This window comes from Rhodoferax saidenbachensis (assembly GCF_031457975.1).
Lineage (GTDB): Bacteria > Pseudomonadota > Gammaproteobacteria > Burkholderiales > Burkholderiaceae_C > Allorhodoferax > Allorhodoferax saidenbachensis_A.
In genome coordinates this window covers 108,744-124,235 of the sequence record NZ_JAVDXO010000012.1, presented here as the reverse complement: position 1 = coordinate 124,235, position 15,492 = coordinate 108,744, and the positions used below count along the sequence as shown (strand labels likewise).

17 protein-coding genes are annotated in these 15,492 nt (G+C 63.9%); 8 read left to right on the top strand and 9 right to left on the bottom strand.

All coding sequences use genetic code 11. From position 1 onward, the window contains the following. The first annotated feature begins 36 nt into the window (after nucleotides 1-36). Nucleotides 37-573, top strand: a complete 537-nt coding sequence (locus tag J2X15_RS19680; protein WP_310346231.1) for an EVE domain-containing protein — start codon at nucleotides 37-39, stop codon at nucleotides 571-573. 40 nt (nucleotides 574-613) lie between these two features. On the opposite strand, the gene J2X15_RS21280 is transcribed toward J2X15_RS19680, so the two are convergent. Further along, nucleotides 614-793, bottom strand: coding sequence for a DUF2177 family protein (locus J2X15_RS21280; protein WP_409034313.1), 180 nt, complete (start codon nucleotides 791-793; stop codon nucleotides 614-616). Nucleotides 794-835: 42 nt separating this feature from the next. Between J2X15_RS21280 and J2X15_RS19675 the strand changes: the two genes are divergently transcribed. The 7 genes from J2X15_RS19675 to J2X15_RS19645 all read left to right on the top strand — a co-directional run bounded on the left by J2X15_RS19675 (nucleotide 836) and on the right by J2X15_RS19645 (nucleotide 7,891). After that, on the top strand, nucleotides 836-1,234 hold the full coding sequence (locus J2X15_RS19675; RefSeq protein ID WP_310346228.1) for a hypothetical protein: 399 nt from the start codon (nucleotides 836-838) through the stop codon (nucleotides 1,232-1,234). A 61-nt stretch (nucleotides 1,235-1,295) separates the two neighbouring features. Further along, complete coding sequence (locus J2X15_RS19670; RefSeq protein WP_310346226.1) at nucleotides 1,296-2,018, top strand: helix-turn-helix transcriptional regulator; 723 nt, start codon at nucleotides 1,296-1,298, stop codon at nucleotides 2,016-2,018. Nucleotides 2,019-2,121: 103 nt separating this feature from the next. Further along, nucleotides 2,122-3,018 carry an EAL domain-containing protein gene (locus tag J2X15_RS19665; RefSeq protein ID WP_310346223.1) on the top strand — a complete coding sequence of 299 codons (897 nt, stop codon included), beginning with the start codon at nucleotides 2,122-2,124 and terminating at the stop codon, nucleotides 3,016-3,018. A gap of 151 nt (nucleotides 3,019-3,169) precedes the next feature. Beyond that, a complete protein-coding gene (locus tag J2X15_RS19660; RefSeq protein ID WP_310346220.1) occupies nucleotides 3,170-4,561 on the top strand; it encodes an efflux transporter outer membrane subunit in 1,392 nt (463 codons plus the stop codon). A gap of 54 nt (nucleotides 4,562-4,615) precedes the next feature. After that, nucleotides 4,616-5,959: an efflux RND transporter periplasmic adaptor subunit gene (locus J2X15_RS19655; RefSeq protein ID WP_409034312.1), complete on the top strand. Its 1,344-nt coding sequence runs from the start codon at nucleotides 4,616-4,618 to the stop codon at nucleotides 5,957-5,959. Then, a complete protein-coding gene (locus tag J2X15_RS19650; RefSeq protein WP_310346217.1) occupies nucleotides 5,956-6,699 on the top strand; it encodes an ABC transporter ATP-binding protein in 744 nt (247 codons plus the stop codon). Before J2X15_RS19655 ends, J2X15_RS19650 begins: the two co-directional genes overlap by 4 nt. Continuing rightward, a complete protein-coding gene (locus tag J2X15_RS19645; RefSeq protein ID WP_310346215.1) occupies nucleotides 6,689-7,891 on the top strand; it encodes an ABC transporter permease in 1,203 nt (400 codons plus the stop codon). Before J2X15_RS19650 ends, J2X15_RS19645 begins: the two co-directional genes overlap by 11 nt. A gap of 35 nt (nucleotides 7,892-7,926) precedes the next feature. On the opposite strand, the gene J2X15_RS19640 is transcribed toward J2X15_RS19645, so the two are convergent. The 8 genes from J2X15_RS19640 to J2X15_RS19605 form a co-directional block, all read right to left on the bottom strand. Beyond that, the gene (locus tag J2X15_RS19640) at nucleotides 7,927-9,288 is read right to left on the bottom strand and encodes a sigma-54-dependent transcriptional regulator (RefSeq protein WP_310346212.1); all 1,362 of its coding nucleotides are present in this window, start codon (nucleotides 9,286-9,288) and stop codon (nucleotides 7,927-7,929) included. Next, complete coding sequence (locus J2X15_RS19635; protein WP_310346209.1) at nucleotides 9,285-11,096, bottom strand: sensor histidine kinase; 1,812 nt, start codon at nucleotides 11,094-11,096, stop codon at nucleotides 9,285-9,287. Before J2X15_RS19635 ends, J2X15_RS19640 begins: the two co-directional genes overlap by 4 nt. Before the next feature lie 4 nt (nucleotides 11,097-11,100). Then, the gene (locus tag J2X15_RS19630) at nucleotides 11,101-11,898 is read right to left on the bottom strand and encodes an ABC transporter ATP-binding protein (protein ID WP_310346207.1); all 798 of its coding nucleotides are present in this window, start codon (nucleotides 11,896-11,898) and stop codon (nucleotides 11,101-11,103) included. Between the two features lie 3 nt (nucleotides 11,899-11,901). Beyond that, nucleotides 11,902-12,723: an ABC transporter permease gene (locus tag J2X15_RS19625; protein ID WP_310346203.1), complete on the bottom strand. Its 822-nt coding sequence runs from the start codon at nucleotides 12,721-12,723 to the stop codon at nucleotides 11,902-11,904. A gap of 11 nt (nucleotides 12,724-12,734) precedes the next feature. Further along, nucleotides 12,735-13,706: an ABC transporter substrate-binding protein gene (locus J2X15_RS19620; RefSeq protein WP_310346200.1), complete on the bottom strand. Its 972-nt coding sequence runs from the start codon at nucleotides 13,704-13,706 to the stop codon at nucleotides 12,735-12,737. Between the two features lie 251 nt (nucleotides 13,707-13,957). Further along, nucleotides 13,958-14,617, bottom strand: coding sequence for a glutathione S-transferase family protein (locus tag J2X15_RS19615; protein ID WP_310346197.1), 660 nt, complete (start codon nucleotides 14,615-14,617; stop codon nucleotides 13,958-13,960). A 20-nt stretch (nucleotides 14,618-14,637) separates the two neighbouring features. After that, nucleotides 14,638-15,141, bottom strand: coding sequence for an SRPBCC family protein (locus J2X15_RS19610; RefSeq protein ID WP_310346195.1), 504 nt, complete (start codon nucleotides 15,139-15,141; stop codon nucleotides 14,638-14,640). Then, nucleotides 15,138-15,479 (bottom strand): ArsR/SmtB family transcription factor, encoded by a 342-nt coding sequence (locus tag J2X15_RS19605; RefSeq protein ID WP_310346193.1) that lies wholly within the window; start codon nucleotides 15,477-15,479, stop codon nucleotides 15,138-15,140. The genes J2X15_RS19610 and J2X15_RS19605 overlap by 4 nt, the downstream gene beginning before the upstream one ends. Between the last annotated feature and the right edge of the window lie 13 nt (nucleotides 15,480-15,492).

Below are 15,492 nucleotides of genomic sequence, written 5' to 3'. Positions count from 1 at the left end.
GGCAACCGCGTCGGCCTGCACGCATTGGCTTGATCCATGACCACGCGCAACAACTGGATTGCCGTGGCCTGCGCCGCGCACGCCCGCCGGGGCTGTGCGGTGCCGCAGCAGGGCTATATGCAGGTCTGCCACGGCAAGGCCGCGCCGCTCAAGCGCGTGGCGCCGGGCGACCGCGTGGCCTATTACAGCCCCACGGTCAGCATGGGCGGCAAGGACAAGCTGCAGGCGTTCGTGTCGATTGGTATCGTGCAGCCTGGCGTGCCGTATGCGCATCGCGACGCCGGGCCGCCCCAAGGCGCGATAGCCCCCTCGGGGGGCAGCGCAGCACACGCAGTGGCAAGCGTGGGGGCCACGTCCGACATGGGTGGCGGCTTTGTGCCCTACCGGCGCGACGTGGCCTATGTGCCCGCGCTGGAGGCGCCCATCCTGCCGCTGCTGGACGATTTTGAATTTGTGGAAGACCGCAGCCGCTGGGGCTACAAGTTCCGGTTTGGCCTGTTCCAGGTTAGTGACGCGGACATGCTGCACATTGCGCACGCCATGCGGGCCTCGCCCGAACTGCTATACCTTTAGGAGCTGCTGGCGCAGGTTTCACGGGGGCTAGAGGCTTATTTTATGAAAATTTCCCCCACGCCATGCCCAGCAGCGGCAGGCCTACGGGCCAGTCTCTCAGCGTGGCCAGGTTGGTCAGCTCGTAGGTGGCGCAGCCCCTCGGTGCGCAGGCGCACAGAGGGGCTGCGCCTGCGGTCCTAGAGTGAATGGGTTGGCATACCGCCGTACTGGAGAGCCCCATGGATAAGACCAAACCCCCACCACCTTTGGCGTCTTCAAACCCGTGGGCCATACCCTTATGGCCTTCCCGACCGAAGAGGCTTTGCAGTCCGCCAAGGCGGCCCTGGCCGCGCAGGGCTTTGGCTCGGCCCGCCTGGTGGAGTACACACCGCAGGAGATGCTGGCCCAGGTGACCGCAGAGCTGCAGACCGCGAGCCCGCTGGCCAACTTTGGCTATGAGCTCGACTTGGTGCGCGTGCACAAGGCCTTTGCAGAAGACGGTTGCAGCTTTCTGGTGGTAGAGACTGGCGACGAGGCCAGCGCCGCGCGGGTGGCTGATCTGGTGCCCAGCCTGCACCCGGTCACTGCCCAGCGCTATGGCCGGTTCATGATCGAAGACCTGACCGAGAAACTGCCCGGTCGCCAGCTCGACAAGAACGCCTTGCCTTCAGGTTTGCTATGAAATTGCTAGCTGTTGGCGCAAGTATCATGGGAGCTAGAGGCCTAAAACATATCCAACTCCCATGCGCCGCGCTGACCGCCTGTTCCAAATTGTCCAACTCATCCGGGGCCGCCGCCTCACCACGGCGGCCTTTCTGGCGCAGCGCCTGGAGGTGTCCGAGCGCACCGTCTACCGCGACGTGGCCGACCTGCAACACCAGGGCGTGCCTATCGAGGGCGAAGCGGGCGTGGGCTACCGGCTGGGCCAGGGCTTTGAATTGCCGCCGCTGATGTTCAGCGCGGACGAAGCGCGCGCACTGGTGGCCTCGGTGCGCATGGCCCAGGTCTGGCAAGACCCGGTGCTGGCGCAAAACTCCCAGGTGGCGCTGGGAAAAATTCTCTCGGTGCTGCCCGCCGCAGCCCGTGCGGCCGCGCAAAGCATGACCATCTACGCCCCGCCTGTGGGGCTGGAGCCAGCGGTGCAGGTGACGCTGCAAACCCTGCGCGAGGCCGCCCAGGCCCGCAACAAGGTGCGCCTGCAGTACCGCGACGCAGCCAACACCGCCAGCGAGCGCACCTTGCGTCCTTTGGGGTGCTTTTATTGGGGCCGGGTCTGGACGCTGGCGGCCTGGTGTGAGACGCGCCAAGGCTTTCGCAGCTTCCGCCTGGACCGCATGGAGCAGCTGGAATTGTTACAAAGTGCAGCGGGTCGCTTTGCCGAAGAGCCCGGCAAATCCCTGGCCGACTACCTGCGCACCGCGGCGCCGCCAGAGGCAATCTCCCGCCTGCAAGACGGCGGCACCTGAGGACGCACGGTCCCGGTGCTTTGCAAACCGGAACAATTTGGACACATGGAAAGCGGGGCTTTGGCCGTAGATTGGATGGGTTCTCTGCACCGAGGTTTTTCCTATGTCCGCTATGCCCCTTTTTCACCGCTTGCTGCAGCGCTGGCCTGCCAAAAATCCGCCACACCCTTTGCAGGTGTTGCTGGACCAAGGCAAGCTGGGCACGCTGTACCAGCCCATCATCGCGCTGCAAACCGGCGAGATTGACGGCCACGAGGCACTGGCCCGCGGGCACAGTGGCACCGAGCTGCCCCCCGTGCTGTTGGACAGCGCGCAGGCGATCCAACTGCAGACCGAACTGGAGTTGGCCTCTGCAGGTCTGGCCCTGCAGGGCTGGGGTTACCCCCATACGCAGGGCCGCATGTACCTCAGCTTCAGTGCGGCCACGCTGGCCACGCTCAGCGAAACCGAGGCCCTGTCGCGCCTGCATGAGCTGTTTCAGGCCAGCGGCGTGCCGTGCAAGCGCATCGTGGTGGAGGTGACCAACCACCGCAAGATCGACGACCTGGCGGCCTTGGCGCGCGCCACCACCGCCCTGCAGGCGCAGGGGTGTGCCATCGCGCTGGACGACATCAAGGCCTCGCAGCGCAGCCTGAACCTGTGGATGCAACTCAAGCCCTCCATCGTGAAGATGGACGGCCGCATGACCACCGACCTGCAAAACGACCCAGCCAAGGCCAAGGTGCTGCGCTCGCTGGCGGCCTTCGGCTTCAAGACTGGGGCCAGCCTGGTGGCCAAGGCGGTGGAAGACGCGGACAATCTGCGCATCGTGCGGGACTCCGGCGTTCAGCTGGCGCAGGGGCGGTTTCTGGGCTTTCCGTCGCCCTCGGTGGTGGAGACACTCAATCTGCGCGCACGCCAGGTGCTGACCGAGAAGTGGGCCCCGCATGACCCAGCCTCGCAGCCCGCCGAACTGATCGCGACTGATACGGGGCCGCAGGGCCTGCAGTGGTTTGACTAAAGCCGCGCCTTTGAACTTTACAAAGCTTCACGCTAGCCGCATAGACATGTAAAGCGGCACAGGCACCATCGATTCACTGCAATAGCACCGTGTGTGCACTGAGCGTGAATTGAAATTGTCTGCCCCTTCTCCCTCTTTCCCATCCTTACGCGTGACCGCCCTGGTTTTGGCGGTGCTGTCGCTATCGGCGTGTTCCACGCTGCTGCCCGGCAAGCCGGTAGCCCCAGCGAACGCCGTGGCCGTACCCGCTGCCTGGACGGCCACCACCGCTGCTGCAGCATCTGTGGCGGCCACGCCCACCGCGCTGGCCGACTGGTGGTCACGCTTCAACGACCCGCAACTCACAGGTCTGGTCACCCAGGCGCTGCTGGCCAACACCGATGTGCAAACCGCCCAGGCCGCCCTGCAGCAATCGCGTGCGCTGCGCGATGCCAAGGTGGCTGCGCTGGGCCCGTCCATTGGTGCCAGTGCCTCGGCGCAGCGCAGCTTCTCCGGTACTGGCAGCAGTGGCTCCGCGGGTAACAGCTTCTCGGCCGGCTTTGATGCGAGCTGGGAGCCCGATATCTTTGGCGGCAAGCACAACGCCGCCGAAGCCACCCAGGCCGATGCCGATGCCGCGCAAACCAGCCTGGCCAACGTGCGCGTGTCCGTGGCGGCCGAAGTCGCCGTGGCCTATATCGAACTGCGCGGCCTGCAAGCCCAGGTGGCCATTGCGCAGAGCAATCTGCAGAGCCAGACCGAGACCCTGCAGATCACCCAGTGGCGCGCCCAAGCTGGCCTGACCACCTCGCTGGAGGTGGAGCAGGCACGCACCTCCGTGGCCCAAACCGCGGCCCAGGTGCCGGCGCTGCAAGCCAGCGTGAGCAAGACCCTGCACAGCCTGGCCGTGCTCACGGGCCAGGCTCCAGCGGCGCTGAACAACACGCTGTCCGCCACACAGCCGGTGCCCCAGGCTCCGCCTGACCTAGCGCTGAGCCTGCCCGTGGACACCCTGCGCCAGCGCCCCGATGTGCGCGCTGCCGAACTCAAGGTGACGGCCGCACTGGCCCGTGTGTCCGAGGCCGAGGCCGCGCGCTACCCGAGTTTTTCATTGAGCACGACGCTGGGCCTCAAGGCCCTGACGTTGGGCGCGCTGACCGATGGCGCGTCGCTGGTCAGCGCGCTGCTGGCTAGCGTGTCGGCTCCGCTGTTTGACGGCGGTGCGGCCAAAGCCCAGGTGCGTGCGCAAGAAGCCGCACTGGCCCAAACCCATGTGGCCTACCAGGCCACGGTGTTGACGGCGCTCAAAGACGTGGAAGACGCGCTGGTCGCCCTGCAGGGCGACCGCAGCCGCCTGGTGGAGCTGCAAACCGCGGCCGATGCGGCCAGCAACGCCGCCTTGCTGGCCAGCCAGCGCTACCAAAGCGGACTCATCGATTTTCAAACCGTGCTGACCACGCAGCGCACGCTGCTGGGCGCGCAGGACAACGTGGCCAGCACCGTGGCCAGTGTCAGCGCCGACCACGTGCGCCTCTACAAGGCGCTGGGTGGTGGCTGGAACTAGCCCCTCAACACCACGCCCTCGCCGCACCGAATCCTTAATTTTTGAATGCCCGCCATGACTGTCTCTACCCCCGAAGCCCAGCCGACCTCTACCAACGCGCGAACGCCGCTGCGCACCGAAGACGTGATCCAGCTGCTCGACGAACCTGCCAGCCGCGTATGGTGGCGCATGCCCACCGTGTGGGTGGGCGCCGTCGTGCTGGTCGCAGCGGTGGCCGGCGGGCTCATCTGGAAAGGCCGGCAGCAGGCCAGCCAAGCCCCCAGCTATGTGACCGAGACCGTGGCCCGTGGCCATCTGGCGCTGTCCGTCATGGCCAATGGCACCTTGCAGCCCACGCGCTCGGTCAGCATTGGCAGCGAGCTCTCCGGCACGGTGCTACGCGTGCTGGTGGACGTGAACGACCATGTCAAAAAAGGCCAGGTGCTGGTGGAGCTGGACACCTCCAAGCTCGGTGACCAGGTGAAGCGCTCGCGCGCCACGCTGGCGTCCGCCCAGGCCAAGCTGGCCCAGGCCGTGGTGGCCACGCGCGAGGCCCGCACCAGCCTGGCCCGTCTGGAGGAAGTAGCCCGGTTGTCCGGCGGCAAGGTGCCCTCCAAGACCGAATTGGACACAGGCCGCGCAACGCTGGAAACCGCCCAGGCCGCGGAACTCAGCGCCCAGGCCGCGGTGGCCGATGCCAAGGCCGCAGCTGCCACCGACGAGACCAACCTGTCCAAAGCCTCCATCCGCTCGCCTATTGATGGCGTGGTGTTGACGCGCACGGTGGACCCCGGCAATGCCGTGGCCGCATCGCTGCAGGCCGTGACGCTGTTCACCGTGGCCGAAGACCTGGGCAAACTGCGCCTGCAGGTGAATGTGGACGAGGCCGATGTGGGCTCGGTGCAGCTGGGGCAGAAGGCCAGCTTCACCGTCAGCGCCTACCCCACGCGCAAGTTCCCGGCCAAGGTCACGCGCGTGGCGTTTGGCTCCACCATCACCGACAACGTGGTGACCTACATCACCTACCTGGAGGTGGACAACACCGACCAGACCCTGCGCCCCGGCATGACGGCCTCGGCCACCATTGCGGCCACCGAGCGTGACGACGCGCTCTTGGTGCCCAACACCGCGCTGCGCTTCTCGCCACTGGCCAGCACGGGTGGTGGCGGTGCGGCGGCGAGCAAGGGCGGCATCGTCTCCAGCCTGATGCCACGCATGCCCGGTGGCACGCGCAAGGCCGGTGGCAGCGGCAGTGCTGGCGCAGCGCGCCAGGTGTGGGTGCTGCGCGATGGCGCTGCGGGTGCCGTGGCCGTTACGCCGGGTATCTCGGACGGCCGCATGACCGAAATCACAGCGGGCGAGCTGCAGGTGGGCGACAAGGTCATCACCGACCAGCGCACGGCCGGAGCCCGGTCATGAGCGTGGCCACTACACCGGACTCGATGCCGCTGATCCGCCTGCGTGGCATCACGCGCGACTACGGCGAGGGCGCCACCAAGTTTCGGGCACTCAAGGGTGTGGACCTGGATATCGAGGCCGGTGACTTTGTTGCCATCATGGGCCCCAGCGGTTCGGGCAAGTCCACCGCCATGAACACGCTGGGGTGTCTGGATACGCCCACGGCGGGCCAGTACCTGTTCCAGGGTGTGCCCGTGCAAAGCCTGGGCCGCGACCAGCGCGCCCGCCTGCGCCGCCGCTACCTGGGCTTTGTGTTCCAAGGCTTCAACCTGCTGGCGCGTACCTCGGCGCAAGAGAACGTGGAGCTGCCGCTGCTGTACCGTGGCGAATCTGTCGCCGACCGGCGCGCCGCCGCCAGCCGGGCCCTCGCCTCGGTGGGGCTAGCGGGCTGGGAGCACCACACGCCGGCCGAACTGTCAGGCGGGCAGCAACAGCGTGTGGCGATTGCGCGCGCCATCGTCACCGAGCCTGCCGTGTTGCTGGCCGACGAACCCACCGGTAACCTAGACACCCAGCGCAGCCACGAAATCATGGAGCTGCTGTGGCGCCTGAATGTGGACCAGGGCATCACCGTGCTCATGGTCACGCACGAGCCCGACATGGCGGCCTACGCCAAGCGCGTGGTGCGGTTTGTGGACGGCGTGGTGGCCGACGATGCACGCAACCCGCATCCCACGGCGGAGGTGGCCCATGCTGCTTAACACTTTGCTGCTGGCGCTGCGCTCGATCCGGCGCAACTTGCTGCGCTCCTTCCTCACCATCCTGGGCATCGTGATTGGCGTGAGTGCGGTGATCACCATGGTCACGCTGGGGCAGGGCGCCACGCAGGCTGTGCACAACCAGATCGCCAGCTTGGGCAGCAACCTTCTCATGGTGCGCCCCGGCCAGCGCCAGGGGCCGGGTGGTGGTGGTGGCGCCGCGTTCAAGGAGGCTGATGCGCAGGCCATTGCCACCCAGCTGGGTGGCGTGCAGGCCGTGGCGCCCGAGGCACGCGCCAGCGTGACCGTGGTGGCCAATGGTCGCAACTGGTCCACCAGCGTGACCGGTAGCACCAATGATTGGTTTGAGGTAAGCAACTGGAAGCTGGCCCAGGGCCGCCGCTACACCGACGAAGAGCTGCAGGCGGGGTCGGCCGTTTGTGTGATTGGCGAGACCGTGCGCCGCGAGCTGTTTGGCAGCCAGCCTGCGCTGGGTGCCCAAGTGCGCGTGAAGCAGTTCTCGTGTGAGGTGGTCGGCATTCTGGCCTCCAAGGGCCAAGCGGCCATGGGCAACGACCAGGACGACGTGGTCATGGTGCCGCTGCATACGCTGCAGCGCCGCGTCACGGGCTCCAGAAATGTGGGCACGCTGCTGGTGTCCATGCAGGAGGGCAGCGATCCCAGCCGCGTGAAAGCCGGGCTGACCCAGTTGCTGCGCGAACGCCGCAAGCTGGCCGATGGTGACGATGACAACTTCAACGTGTTGGACACGCAGCAGCTCGCCGAGACGCTGTCGGGCACCACGCAGGTGATGACCACGCTCTTGGGCGCCGTGGCCGCGGTGAGTCTGCTGGTGGGCGGCATCGGCATCATGAACATCATGCTGGTCAGCGTGACCGAGCGCACGCGCGAGATCGGTCTGCGCCTGGCCATCGGCGCGCTGGAGCGCGAGGTGCTGCTGCAGTTCCTCATGGAGGCGGTGGCACTGGCGGCGCTGGGCGGGCTGGTGGGCATTGTGCTGGCCACGGTGGCCTCGATTGGCCTGGCGCAGGTGATGCAGGTGCCTTATCTGTTCAACCCATCTATCAACCTGCTGTCGCTGGTGTTTTCATCGGGCATTGGCGTGGTGTTTGGCTACTTTCCAGCGCGCCGTGCTGCGCGCATGGACCCCATCGACGCGCTGCGGCATGAGTAGCGGTGTTGCAAAAATGGCGATGACTCCGAACGCCGTCAGTCGTCCTTCTGCAATAGCTTCCCCGTGGACAAGCCATACTTTTTGAGCTTGTCATACAGGGTCTTCTTGGGGATGCCAAGGTTTGCCGCTGTCAATGCAACGTTGAATTCGTGGGTGCGCAGGGCGGTCACTATTTGCGCCTCTTCGTAGACATCGAGTCTGCGTGGCAGTGTTAATTCCTCTATGTCTGACTTGACTGAATCTGCAGGGTGCATCTCGGCAACGCCCAATACCAAACGGTCGGCAAAGTTGCGCAGTTCTCGTACATTGCCGGGCCAGTCGCGTTGTTGCCATTGCGCCATGTCGAGGGGGCTCCAGAAAGGGATGGGTTTTTGGTAACGCAAGGCTGCGCGCTGCAGAAAATGCGCCAGCAATAGCGGAATATCTTCGCGCCGGTCATTCAGGCGCGGCAAGTCCACACTGACTACCCCAATGCGGTAGTACAGGTCTTCCCTGAATGAGCCCTCGGTGCTGAGTTGGCGCAGATCCACCTTGGTAGCGGCAATGACGCGACAGTCCAGCTGCACAGTGGCATTGCCTCCCAGGCGCTCCAGCTGACGTTCTTGCAGCACACGCAGCATCTTGACTTGCAAGGCCATGGGCATGCTCTCAATTTCGTCCAGAAACACCGTGCCGCCCTGCGCGTACTCCAGCTTGCCGATGCGGCGCTTCTGCGCACCGGTAAAGGCGCCTACCTCGTTGCCAAAGATCTCGCTCTCAAACATGGACTCGGGCAAGGCCGCGCAGTTGATGGCCACAAACTCGCCCTTGCGGCGGCTAGCCAAGTGCAGTTGGCGTGCCACCACTTCCTTGCCACTACCGGTGGCACCGTTGATTAGCACATCGGCCGGTGTGGGGCCTATGTTTTGGATAATTTTTCGTAGCCGCTCGATGCTGGGGGACTGGCCAATCAACTCTGGCATGGAGGGATGCGCGGCCCATGCCTTGCTCAAGCGGCGGTTCTCCAGCACCAGACTGCGTTTTTCCTGGGCACGCAGGCAGCTTTCCAGCAGGCGCTCGCTGGCAAAGGGTTTTTCTATGAAGTCGTAGGCACCGTTTTTTAGGGCCTGCACTGCCATCACCACGTCGCCGTGGCCGGTGACCAGAATCACCGGCAGGTCTGCGTCGATGTGCATGGTGTGCGCCAGCAGGTCCAGGCCGGACGATTGGGGCAGACGTACATCGGTGACGACAATGCCGCCAAAGTCGGCGTTGATCAGCGCAAAGGCTTGCTCCGCACTCGCACAGGCCTGCACGCTAAAGCCACCCAATTCCAGGGTCTGTGCGGTGGCGAGTCGCACCGCCTGTTCGTCCTCGACGAGGATGGCGTGGTGCCGGGGTAGGGTGGGCTGCTTCATGTGGGTTGTCTTTCCTGTGCACAGCGCGGTACGTACACGACAAACTCTGCGCCGCCATGGGAGGCGTTCCTGGCCTCCAAATGACCATTCATCGCTTGCACAATCGAGGAGGAAATCGCCAAGCCCAAGCCCAAACCGTGGCCGGTGGGTTTGGTGGTGAAAAAAGGCTCAAACAAATGCTTGACCACTTCTTGCGGCAGGCCCATGCCCGAATCAAGGATGTGAACCCGCACCTGCTGTGCATCGGCCTCCAGCATCACCCGTACGATCTTCTCGGGCGCATGCTCCACAGCGTCTAGCGCATTGCGCAGCAGGTTGATGAGCACCTGTTCAACACGCACAGTGTCGCCCAGCACGTAGAAGGTTTCTGGCAAGTCAAGCTGTAACTGCACGCCGTGGCGTGCAAATTCGCTGTCCAATAGAAAGGCCGCGTCCTGTATGGCCTGGTTGACCTTGACGACAGCCACCGCTTCTGCGCTTTTGCGGGCAAACCCCTTGAGTTGGCCCACGATGCTGCCCATGCGTGCGCTGGCCGCGCTGATGTGGCGCAGGTTGTCGTCCGCCTGTGCAGTTTGGCCGCGTGAAAGGTAGGTGCTGGCATTGTCGGCAAAGGCGCGGATAGCCGTGAGGGGTTGGTTCAGCTCGTGGGTGATACCGGCTGCCATCTGCCCCAGCATGGCCAACTTGCCGGCCTGCACCATCTCGTTGCGGGTGGTGCGCAGCAGGTTTTCGGTTTGCTGCAGCTTGTTGTACTTCGCGGCCAGTTGTGCGTTGGCCGACAGCAACTCCTGGGTGCGCTGGGCGATGTGGTGTTCCAGGTCGTCTGCCGCTTGTTTGAGAGCTTGTTGCGCGACGCTGCGTTCTTCCAATCTGCGTCTACGTTGGTACTGCATGGCAGCCACCGCTGCCGCTACCAGCAGCAATAGCACGGTGATGCCGGCCCATAGCATGCCTGCCCGTACCACCTTGGCCTGTGATGGGAACAGCATCAACTGCCAGCCCAGTCGCCCCACCGGGCGGCCCATGTATTCACCAAAGCCTTTGCGTGCAGCGCGGGACAGGCTGGCAATGGGTTGGATTTGCTTGCCCATGTACTGCTGGGTTTGTTCTATGTCACTCTGCACCAGGGGGGTTAACGGTTGCAGGCTGTTGTAAACCCATTCACTGCGGTTGCTGAGGAACACGACACCATGGCGATCGACCAAGGCGATAGGGTCTTCGTTGCTGCGCCAGGTTTTCTCGAAGGATTCCAGCGTGATCTTGACAGCGATGACGCCAACGGATGCGACCGATCCACGTTTGACCCCGACCGGGTATACGGCCTGCGATATGAAGTACCCGGGAATATTGGTGGTGTTGCCGATCGCGTAGAAGTAGCCGGGCTGACCCTGGATGGCATCACGAAAATAGGGCCTGAAACCAAAGTTTTGTCCTATATAACTCTGCGATGTATCCCAGTTGCTGGCTGCAATTGTCTTGCCGGTTTTGTCCATCAAGTAGATGGCAGCCACCTTGGCCTGCAAGGCCAAGTCTTGCAGTGTGCCGTTCAGTTCCTGCTGCAGCCCGGTGTTGGCCGGAGCCGCCAGCAACTGCGAGGTCAGAGGCAAGTGGGCAATCGAGTAGGGTAGCGTGTCAAAGCGGTCTAGCACCGCCTCCAGGTCGAGTGCAATGATTTGCAGTTGGCGCTCGCCGGTGAGGTGGGTGTTCTCATCGGCGTTGCGGGCGCCCAGCCAGTAGGCCGCCAACACCAAGCCTGCCGCCAGCGCCAAGGCGCCAGACCAGTAGACAAGGCGTCGGGCACGGACCATCTCCTTAGTCTACCGCCGCCATCTTCAACTCATCGTTATGGTGGCGCTGCTGCTCTTCCATGACCAATTGGCCCAGTTCGCGCTTGAGCGCATTGAAGGCCGCGGACGACGGATCGCGCAGGCGTGGAAGGTCCACCAGGATGTCGCGCTTGACGGTACCGGGCCGGTAGGTCATGACCACGATGCGGTCCGCCAGGTAGATGGCCTCTTCGATGCTGTGGGTCACGAAGATGATGGTTTTTTTCAGTTCGGACCAGATGCGCAGCAGTTCGTCCTGCAGGTTGCGGCGGGTCAGCGCGTCCAGCGCGCCAAAGGGCTCATCCATCAGCATGGTCGGGGAGTCCAAGGCCAGCACGCGGGCAATGGCCACGCGCTGGCGCATGCCGCCCGACAGGTCCTTGGGAAAGCGCGCGCGGAAGTCCGTCAGGCCCAGCATGGCCAGCAGCGCGTCGACCTTCCGCCGAATTGCCGCCTTGTCCGTGCCTTTGATCTCCAGGCCGAAGCCGATGTTCTGCTCCACCGTCATCCACGGGAACAGCGCGTACTCCTGGAACACCATGCCGCGGTCCGGTCCCGGTCCGGTGACTGTGGCGCCATTGACGGTGATGGCGCCCGAGCTGGGCAGTGCAAAGCCGGCCACCGCATTGAGCAGCGTGGACTTGCCGCAGCCCGATGGCCCCAGCAGGCAGACGAACTGTCCTTCGGGAATGTCCAGGTTGATGTCGCGCAAGGCGACGACTTCTTTGTCGGCGGTCTTGAAGATCTTGTTGACGGCTTGGACTTGGATGTGTTTTGCGTTCATGGGTCAGCTCTCCAGGCCACGGTGCCAGCGTAGCAAATAGTTGTTGAGTTTGTTCATGCCGATGTCCAGCGCCAGGCCAATCAGGCCGATGGTGAACATGCCGGCCATGACCTTGTCGGTCCACGAATACTCGCGCGCCTCGTTGATGCGAAAGCCCAGTCCATCGGGTACGGCGATCAGCTCGGAGACGATCACAATCATGAAGGCCGCACCAATCGCGATGCGTATGCCGGCCAGGATGTAGGGCGTGGCAGCCGGCAGCATGACGCGCAGGAACAGCGTGCTCTGGCTGGCGCCTAGGTTGCGTGCGGCCCGCAGGTAGATGCTGTCTACCTGGCGCACACCCACAATGGTGTTGATCAGCACCGGGAAGAAGGCCGCAATCGCAATCATGAACACCGCTGGCGGGTTGCCCAGGCCAAACCACAGCATGGCCAGTGGTGTGTACGCGCTGGGTGGGATGGGGCGCAGCACTTGCACCAGGATGTAGAGCTTGTCGTAGATGCGCTGGTTGGCGCCCATGAGGATGCCGATGGGCAGGGCCAGACCGCCACCAATCAGGAAGCCCATGACCACCCGGTACATGCTGCCCATGGCATCGCGCAGGAGCTCACCCGAAAAAGCCCAGGCCATCCAGCTGCCCGCCTCGGGCGTGTAGGCTTCTGCCGGGCTGATGTATTGCACCCAGCGCCCGGCCACCGCCAGCGGAGACGGCAGTTTGAGCGGGCTGACCCAGCCCAGCACACACACCAGTTGCCACACGGCGATGACCGCCACGGGCACGACCAGTCCTGACGCTACCGCGCGCCAATTGAAAGTTTTCATGTCCGGTTTCCTTATTTGATGGCCAGGCTCTTCTTCGCCTGGTCGAGCAAATCGGTTCGTACCCATTCGCTTGCCACGGGCGGCTTAGCCATCTTGCCGACGCCGTACTTGGCCATGGTGTCGGTCGTGGTCTGGATATGGGCGGCGGTCACGTCATAGGAGTAGGGCGAGTTGGCAATCGCATCTTGAAAATCGTCAGAGCTAATCTGACTCTTGAAAATGGTCTCGCGCACATACTTCTCGGCCAGGCCCTTGGTCTCGATGAAACCCTTGGTGGATTCGACAAAGCAGCGCATGAATTTTTCGGCCACCGGACGGCGTTCGGTGTAGAACTTCTCCGTCATCACCAGCGTGCGCACCGGCTCACCAATCGGGGTGTCGTAGGGTTTCATGACCTCCACGCCAAAGCCCTTGTTGATGGCTTGCGAGGACTGGGGCTCGCTCTGCATGATGGCGTCCAGGTTCTTGCCGAGCAGCGCCTGGTTCAGGTCGGCAAAGGCCAGATAAACCACCTGCACGTCCTTGCCTGGTTGGTCGGACATGGTCAGCCCGTTTTGACCCAACTCGGCGGCCAGCAACACCTCATGGATTCCGCCGCGGGTCACCCCCACACGTTTGCCTTTGAGGTCCTTGACCGATTTGATGTTGGCGTCCGGGCGGGCCACCAGGCGCGCGCCGCCCTTGGCAAAGCCGGCCACCACGTAGATGGGAGCACCATTGGCGCGGCCAGAGATGGCGCCCTCGGAGGCGGTGGCGCCCACGTCGAGTTCACCAGCCAGAATCGCCTGCATGACGTCGGGCCCCTTGGCGAACACATGCTCTTCTACCTTGATGCCGCACTTGGGCGCGATCTCCTTGATGTAGGAAATGGCTCCGTAATGGGCGAATTTGAGGTTGCCCAAACGGACCACGTCCTGGGCCTGTGCGGTGGTGGCAAACACTACCGATAAGGCCAGGGCTTGAACCAGATTTCTTTTCAACATGTTGTCTCCTAAATAATGTGGCTGGTATTGCCAGCGGCATCATTTAGCACACGATGTGCCAGGAGAAAAACGCTTGTAAGTTGTTGTTTTTATTGGAAACTCTATGTTCCGCAATCTGGAGTGTCGGAATTTTTGGGTTTGCCATTCTGGTTATCCGCACAGGCCACGCGACGCCTTCAGCACGCGCTGGATCAGGATTTCGTTCGGGGCTTACACGCGCATGGGTCAGGCCTCGGCGCAGGTGTCGGGGGCTACAGAAACCGCGCCGGGATGGCGCCGTGAAACGGGTACATGGGGAAGTAGGGCTTGGCCTCTGCCAGCACGCGCTGCACCGAGGGCCGCTCCATCAACCGTTCGAAATAGGCCCGTAGGTGCACCAGGGGCTCCGGGAACGGCTCCAGCGTGTGGGCATAGAAGAGCGCGGGGGCTGCGGCGCAATCGGCCATGCTGAAAGCGTGGCCGGCCACCCAGGGCCGTGTGGCCAACTGAGTGTCGAGTAGGCCGTAGGCGGTCTGTAGTGTGGCCCGCAGGCCACTCGTGTCGCCTTTGGCGCCACGCAGATGGTCTAGCACGATGTCCTGCATGGGCTCGTGCACATAGCTGTCCACAATGCGGTCCCACAGCCGCACCTGCAGCGCGTCGTTGACGTCCTGCGGAATCAGCGGAGGCAGGGCCGCAAACGGGTCCAGGTATTCGATGATGATGGACGACTCCGGCACCGTGCGCTGGCGCTCATGGTCCCGCAACACGGGGAACTTGCGGAACGGCCACAGGGCGCCCAGCTCGGCGCGGTCCTCCTCCGCACCGAGGTCGATGATGCGGGGTTCAAACGCAATGTCGTGCTCATACAGGGCGACCAGAACCTTGTGGCAGTACGAGGCCAGGGGGTGGTAGTACAGCGTCAGGGACATGGTGGTGGGGCCTGTGGCGATCAAGGCGTTTGCAGCAGGGACAGATAGTCTTCCAGCACATCGATATTGCCGCTCCAGCCCTGGCGCATGCTGTCGTGGCTGGCGGCAAACAGGGCTTCCTCCTCAGCACTGGCTTCATGCGGTGCCCACACCAGGGTCATTCGCGTGCCACCGTCTTGTTCGGTCAGCGTGGTGGTGGAGTGGGTGTACATCGGCCAGCCCGCCGCCCAGGGGTTGCGCGTGGCGCCGCCCTGCGGATCGGAGAAGCACTGGATCAGCACCAGCTTCTCTGGCGCCTGCAACTCCAGGAATAGCCATTTGCCCCAGAGCTCCATGCCGCCCTCCACCTTCATGGCGTAGTGGTAGGTACCACCCACGCGGAAGTCCAGTTGGCTGTGCGTCACGGTGCTGCCCTTGGGGCCCAGCCAGTGTTGCAGATGCTCGGGCGAGGAATACACCTCCCACACCAACTGGCGGGGCGCCTTGAGCAGGCGGGAAATGGTGAAAGGGGCGTGGGTTGTCATTGGGGTTCCTCACTAGATGGGGGTTGCAGGGTGGCTAGGTAATCTTCCAGGCGGTCCAGCCGCTCTTCCCAGTGCTGGCGGTACTGGGCTACCCAGTCGGCGGCTTCGCGCAGGGGCTGGGCTTCGAGCTTGCAGGGGCGCCATTGGGCCTGACGGCCCTGGCTGATGAGGCCGGCGCGTTGCAGCACTTTGAGGTGCTTGGTGACCGCCGGGGCACTCATGGCAAAGGGCTTGGCCAGGTCGCTGACCGAGCTTTCACCGCTGGACAGGCGCGCCAGAATGGCGCGGCGCGTCGGGTCGGCCAGGGCGGCAAAGGTGGTGCTGAGGGCGTCTTGCATGTTTTTAATTAAC